Here is a 7,131-nt window from a genome sequence, read left to right as displayed (position 1 = left end):
TCAGTTTGTCATAGGTGTGGCTGATCTCGTTGCCRTTCGGATCGGTCTGGCCAACCAGGTTGCCCACGCCGTCGTAACGGTAGTCGGTTTGTTTGCCTTCSCCATCAATGGAGTTGATCTTGCGATCGGCCGCGTCGTACTCGAACTTCGTAACGTTCAGGTTAGGATCGGCCGTCTTGACCAGGTTTCCCACCTCGTTGTACTCATTGGCGGTGACCTGRTCCAGTTCGTCAACGCTGGTGAGCAGGCGGTTCGCCGCATCGTAGACGAACCTGGAAATATGGCCGCGTGCGTTGGTTGCGCTGACGCGGTTGCCGTTCTTGTCGTAGTTGTATTCAATAGAGGCCCATGGCCTCCGGCAGCCTGCGAATTCATCATTTCACAGGCTGCAAATGGAACGGATTTTTAAAGATCGATTGCCGTTTTGCGTCNTGCCCACGCCGTCGTAACGGTAGTCGGTTTGTTTGCCTTCCCCATCAATGGAGTTGATCTTGCGATCGGCCGCGTCGTATTCGAACTTGGTGACGTTCAGGTTCGGATCGAACGTCTTGACCAGGTTCCCCACCATGTCGTACTCATTGGCGGTGACCTGCTCCATTTCGTCAACGCTGGTGAGCAGGCGGTTCGCCGCATCGTAGACGAACTTGGAAATATGGCCGCGTGCGTTGGTTTCGCTGACGCGGTTGCCGTTCTTGTCGTAGCCATATTTCAGGGTGCCGATCGGGCGGGTTACCGTTTGCAGGCGGTTCATCACGTCGTACGCGTTGCCGGTCGTACGGCCTTCGGGATCGGTGGTGTACAGCAGGTTGCCGACGCCATCGCGGCCCATGACCCACTCGCCACCGGCTGCGTCCGTGGTACCCGTGCGGAAGCCCAGCGCATCATAGGTATGGCTTGTGGTGCGGCCCAGGCCGTCCTTCTCGCTCGTGACATGGCCTACGCCGTCGTAGCCGTAAGTCGTGGTGCGCTTCAGCGGTTCAGTGCGCGAGACCAGCCGGTTTGCATCGTCGTAGGTAAAGGTGGTCGTGTTGCCACGATAGTCGGTTTCCGAGATCTTGTTGCCGACAGGGTCGTACTCCATCGTTTTACTGCTGCCATCTGCGCGCGTTTCCTTCAGCGGATGGTCATGCGGGGAGTATTCCCAGCTCGTGGTGTTGCCCTCTTCATCCTTTTCGCTCAGCTTGTTGCCGACCGGGTCGTAGGTATACTTTCGCACGCCCTTTTTTGCATCGGTGCGGCTGGTAATGCGGTCCAGCGCGTCGACTTCAAATGCCGTGGTCTTGAGAAGGGCGTTAGTCCTGGCAACGACACGGCCGCGCTCATTCAGCGCCAACTTCGTTTCTGCGGTGGTCGGGTCGGTGAAGCCTTTCAGATTCCCCTTCGCGTCGTAACGGAAGGTCGTCATCCCGCCCATGGCGTCGGTCGTCGAAATCAGGTCGCCATTGCTGCTATAGCTATTGCTGGTCTTGCCGCCATCGGGGTGCTGGGTGGTCAGCAGGTTGCCCCTGTCATCGCGGCCAAACGTGGTCGTATGCTGGTTGCGATCGGTCTCTTCCAGCAGCTTGTCCTTGATGAACGGACGCTGGGTCTGGATCATGTAGCGGCGTTTGATGGACTTGCCGCCAACGGTCTCGGCCACCATATTGCCGGCGGTGTCGTATTCATAGACGGCTTCCACGCCGCGCGGGTCGGTCTTCGACAGCATGTGGACGTCGTTGGTGGCCCACGTCATGGTGGTGGTACCGGCGCCGTCGATGATCTTCAACGGCGAACCAAAGCTGTTCAGCTCGTACCTGGTTGCTGCGCCCTTCTGGTTGGTGATCGTGGTCTTGCTGAAGACGCCGATCTCGTAGTCGAATTGCACGGGGCCCGTCGGCGTAATCACCTTGCTGACCACGGTCTGCGGCACTGCGAACGGAGTACCGCTACTTGGCAGCGTCAGCGGCAGCTCATAATGCTTGTATTCATATTTCGTGGTGCGCCCGTTCGGGTCGGTGTAGCCGGTCAGCTGGTTCCGGTTGGTGATCCCCATCTCGTCGACGCTGTATGCAAACTCTTCGCTGCGTCCGTTGCCGGTGACTTTGACCAGGTTACCGAAGCCATCGTGTTTGAAGACCATGTCCAGGCCCGGACCAGTCACAGAGCTGATAACGGGGAGGATTTCGCTCCGGCCTGGAAGCGCCACTTTCGCATCGGCATAATTGAAACGCAGGATGCGGCCATCGGTGGCGGTGACCGTCTTCAGCAGCGGTGCCGGACGCGCCAGCATGTCGTAAGTCAAGGTCAGCGTGTTGCCATTGCTGTCCTTCACCCACATCAGCTTCCATTGGTTCGGTGCGTCAATGAAGGCGTAGTGGTACTGGGTGCCATCCTTGCTGAAGAAATCAAAATCGTTGCCATCGCGTACCAGAGTGGAATGGTAGCCTTTGGCCGGCACAAGGTTGCCCTTGACATCTGGGAAGAAGATCACGTTGCCGCTATCGCCGCCGCTTACCGTGACGTCGCCGCAACTATTGACTGTCACGCCGGAGTCCCAGTTGTGACCCCAGTTCATGCCCATCGGGCCCATGTGGCGCTGCACACCCGAGCTGTAAGTAGGCTGGAAACGCAGCGACGGGCCGCGGCCCGGTTCCGCCACGGGGTAAGGCTGGGCGGTCAGCGTGCCGTCGCGCACTTTGACGCCTTGCACCAGCACCTGGCCTACCTGCAGCGGGTTGGAGCGTTCGAATTTAGAGGTGAAGCCGCTTAGCGCGCTGTCCGTCACGCCTGGATCAATAGCGCTGACCGCGTTCAGCGTCATCAGGAAGTCGCCGGTGCCGATCTGGCCCGCATCCAGCCCGATGCTGAAGTCGCCGGCTTCGTACGATTTGTTGCTGAACAGCGTGCGCTTGGAACCGGCCGGATTGCCGCTTGGGTCGAGCGGCTGGATTTCCAGCGTGGCCACCACGGGAACGTTGAATCCGAACGAGCTCTGCCCTTGGATCTCGCAAGCACGCTTGTTGATTTCGTCAACTGTCAGGGTTGGCTTCGAAGCACGCAGGAAGGAAATCAGGCGCGGGCGCGTCGGCAAAGCGAAACGCTCGGAGCGCATCTCGACCTGCATGCCGCGGTTCAGCACCAGCTCGGCATGATAAATCTTGCCTGGCTCGAAATTCATCCCGCGCGGAATCAGCGCCTTGCCCTTGCCCTTGACCAGTGGTCCACGGATGGTGCCGGCCCAGGTATTGTTTTCATACAGGTCCACCTCGGACCACGTAGTCGCATAGCTGTCCGGTGCGGAGCCGAACTCAACGCTCAGTTGCTGCTGGCTGTGATTGTGGTTGTCGAGCCCAATCAAGCCATCGCTTTCATTCCTCGGCGTAACATTGCTGACCAGCGGCTGCACCGAAAAGACCGAGAGCACTGGGGAATCAACGGAAGCGTCGGTCTTTTCGAACTGGACCACGTTCTCCGAAATATATGGCACCTCAAGCGGGATCTTGCGCGCCTTGGCCCATACGCCGTGCTCGGCAGGCAAGGAGCCGGCCACAACCCTCGTCACGAAGGTGCCTGCGCCGGAGGATGAGACACCTGTGGTCGCGCCGCCATTGTCGGCTTCGAAAGTGACATTGCCACTGATTCGCTCGTGCTTAACGAACGGGAACACATACAGGTAAGCACCGTTTTCGTTGGTGCGCACCTCGTAAGGATAGGTGGCGCGTGTCAGCACGGCCGTGACCGGATTCTTGTATTCCTTGCCAGGCATGGCAGCGCTGATCTGGTGCCCGTCGCTATCCAGGAGCCCGCCGGAGATGCCCAGGGTAATCGATGGCGGGTTACGCGAGACTTCGCGAGGTCCGCACTTCTTGTTGCCCTGGTAAAGCATCGTCCTGCTTACGCTGCCGGCCTTGACCGTAACGAAGTTGTTACCTTCACGATCATTCGACAGGATGACGCCGATGCCTACGCCGCCATCGCTATCGCTGGTCAAATTGATGCTCGGCTTGCCGCACTCGCCCAGCAGGGGGGTGTCGGGGTCGCACTTGTCAGGTCCGTCGCCGGTGGTCGCATTGAACAGGGCACCCGGCTTGAAATGCGACTCGGCCTGCTCCGACTGGCACACAATCTGCGAGTCCATGCTGGCCGAGACGGAAATGCCCGGCAGCGGATTGACATACTGGTCCGCGGTCTTGAGCAAAGCGGTCTCGCCCCAGGTACCTGGATAGCTCGAACTCTTTTGCGGGCTGTAGAGAACCAGCTGGGACAGCTTGTCCGGCTGCGCAGTGGCATCAAATGGCGCGTCGATGACGACGCTGTCACGCTCGTTGGGCGCTACCGCGTCGACCAGGTGCTGCGATACGCGCGTTGCATATTTATCGCCCGGATTGATGTTGACGTACTGGGGATTCTCGCCGGTGCTCTTGCCCAGGGTAAGCTGGACCGAGGCGATGCCCGACTGATCAGTCACCACAATCGTCGATTGGCCGCCGCCCACCGTGCCGCCGCCTGCCGTCACATTGAAGGTGACCGGCACGCCCGCCACCGGAGCGCCATCGCCATCGACAGCAATCACGGACAGCGGGCGATCCAGCACCTGCCCCACCGTGCCCCACTGGCCGTCGCTGCCGCCAAGCTTGAGCAACTGGCGCACAGCGCCGATATCGGAGATGGCAGCATGGCCGTTCTGCGCCGCGAGGATCGCCGCCAGGAAATGCAGGGTCCAGGCTTGCGGAGCGTTTGCGGTTGCGCCACCGTGCAGGCTGCCCGAGAGGAAGTAACCGCTGGCGCCACTGGCCGGGTCGACCGCGCGCCAGCCGGCGCCAGTCCAGTCGGCCACCGTGACGGGCACAGCCGGGATATCGATGCGGTAGCCAAGGCGCGCCAGGTTGCGCACACTGTCCTTGACCGCAGGCGCATGACTGGTGGCCTCGAGCTTTGCCAGGCTGGCGTTATCGACGCGCAGCAGCGCCACATTGTCGGCCTTCGCTTGTGCCAGCAACTGGTCGGCCGAAACCGCGTCAACTGCGAACTGGTGCTTGAACAGGTCCGATTCCAGCGAGGAGCCATGCAAGCCGGACAGTTGCAGGAAGTCGCGCGCCGCGCTGCCGGCAGCGTCCACCGGATGCGACAGCGCATCCATGGTGACACCCTTCCACTCCATGGTGTAGGGAGTCTGGCCATGGTAGACCGTATCGAAGCGGTCGGTCAGGATCAGCAGCGATGGCGCGGCATGCAATGCGCGCACGCCGGCCAGCGCAGCAAACTGGTCTTCGCCCTGCAGCCACGAGCGCGCATAGGCCGAGCCCACGCCATCCATCAGGCGCATGGCATCGCTATCGGTATCGCCCGGTTCGGTGCCTTCCGGACGGGTGATGACATTGCCGGCCATGACCAGCACCTGGTTGCCACCGGTGCTCAGGGTCTGGCTGAGGCGCTGGCTGCCGAACGGGCCGGTGAATTCGACATCAAGCTGCAGTTCGCTGCCGGCCGACAGGCCTTCGCTGGCACGTGCCACGACATGGCCGCTCAGCGCCAGTTGCGGACGCAATTTGATCAGGTAAAGCGGTACCGCATCCATGCCCCCCATCAGCAGGCTGAGGCGGTGGTCTTCCAGCGAAGCCGGCTGATAGGTCAGCGAGACACGCTGGTTCACCGCCTGGTACAGCGGCAGGTCGGTCGCCATCACAGTACGGCCGCCGCTGGCCAGCTTGATGCGCGCCTTGACGACATATGCCGCGCCGAGCTGCGCTTCCTCCGAGGTGATGGCCACCACCGTGTACGGCAGCGAATTAGGCAACAGGCTCAGGTTCAAGGGGGCCAGCGTCTGCTGGCCCAGCACGGCGTTGTAGTCGGGCGCCTCACCGGTGCGCGCCTGCAGCAGTTCGGTGCCGCTGCGCTTGACGAACTCGGCGAACGATTCGCTTGCCGGCTTGCCCAGGTAGGCGTCCTGCAGCGCGGCAGCGCCGCCCAGGTCGGACAGTTTCAGCTGGCTTGCACTCCAGCTGCTGGTTTTGTACGAAGGGTCGAGCGGAATCCAGGTCTTGCCCGAGGCATCGACTACCGCACCCCGGTAATTGGTGTACGGTACCCGCGCTTCGACCCAGGTATGCTCGACGTTCACCGCGGCCAGCCTGCCGCCGCGTGCCACGCTGCTGAATGCCACACCGGCCTTGGTCAGCGCGGCCGGCACCAGCGCCGGGTCTTGCAGGCCCATGTCCTGCGCCACTTTTTCCAGCGGCAGTTCAATCACGCCGTGCACATAGCGTGTCGGCAGTGCTGCCGCACGTAGCAGCGCCACCAGCAACGCAGCCTGGTCGACATCGTTGCCGCTTCCGCTGCGCAGCGTACCGGCGGCGCCTTGCACCGCCCCCGCGTACCAGGTAGTACGGGTGTTGTTACGGACATATTCGTAAATCTGGACGTAGTCGTTGCCCAGCTCTTTGGCCTTGGCGACAATCTCGGGGGTCAGCTCGCCTTCCGGCGCGGCGGCGACATCTTCCGGCGCGCTCGGGGCGTCGGCCAGCGTTGCATATGCCGGGCTGATCGCCGGCACCAGTGCTGGTGCTCGGGTCGCCAGGCTAAGTCCACCGACTGGCAGGTTGAGGGCATGCAGCACCGGCTCAGGCGCCTTCTTCGGCGCTTCGGATTGCAGCAGCGCGAGTGCTTCGGCAATCGACTTGCCGGAATCTTTTGCAGCTTCTTTAGGAGCGTTTTTGGCTGCGGCCTTTGCAGCAGGCTGCGGCGCAGTGCCGAGCAGCGGGTCGAGCAGCTTGACGACCTGGTCGCGGCGCGCCTTCATGCCTTCCGCCACATCGCGCTGTGCTGCCACATAGGACGAGCCGTCCGCGCTGCCAGCCAGCTTTCCTTCAATCGAACGATGGCGCGCCTGCATCAGCAAAACGGCCGCCTGCCATTCGCGGTACGCCGCGCCAGCGGCGTCGGCATTGCCTTTGCCTTTCCAGGCTTTCAGGGCGTCGGCCAGGTTGGCTTCGGCCGCTTGCAGCTGGCGCAGCGTGGCGGCCCGGTCCAGGCGCGGACTGCCCAGGGACGGTTTGTTTTGCAGGTACTGGCCAATCAGCGGCGAGGCATCCGCGCCGGCGGCGATCCGGTCGACAATCTTGCGTTCGGCCGCCTTTTGGTCCTGCGCCGAAG

At 62.0% G+C, this 7,131-nt stretch carries 2 protein-coding genes and 1 pseudogene; all 3 read right to left on the bottom strand.

Annotated elements, in window-relative coordinates; genetic code table 11:
• Positions 1 to 193 (bottom strand): RHS repeat domain-containing protein (locus tag ASD07_RS31595; RefSeq protein ID WP_055926216.1); only part of this gene is annotated, 193 nt, incomplete at its 3' end.
• 6 nt (positions 194 to 199) lie between these two features.
• Positions 200 to 340, bottom strand: a pseudogene (locus ASD07_RS32280) (RHS repeat domain-containing protein); the annotation flags it as partial.
• Positions 341 to 432: 92 nt separating this feature from the next.
• Positions 433 to 6,778: transglutaminase domain-containing protein (locus ASD07_RS32275; RefSeq protein WP_373922071.1), on the bottom strand; the 6,346-nt coding region annotated here is incomplete at its 3' end.
• Between the last annotated feature and the right edge of the window lie 353 nt (positions 6,779 to 7,131).

This window comes from Duganella sp. Root336D2 (genome assembly GCF_001425005.1).
Lineage (GTDB): Bacteria > Pseudomonadota > Gammaproteobacteria > Burkholderiales > Burkholderiaceae_D > Rugamonas.
Note: the sequence above shows the minus strand (reverse complement) of the source record. Positions and strands in the feature narration are given on the sequence as shown.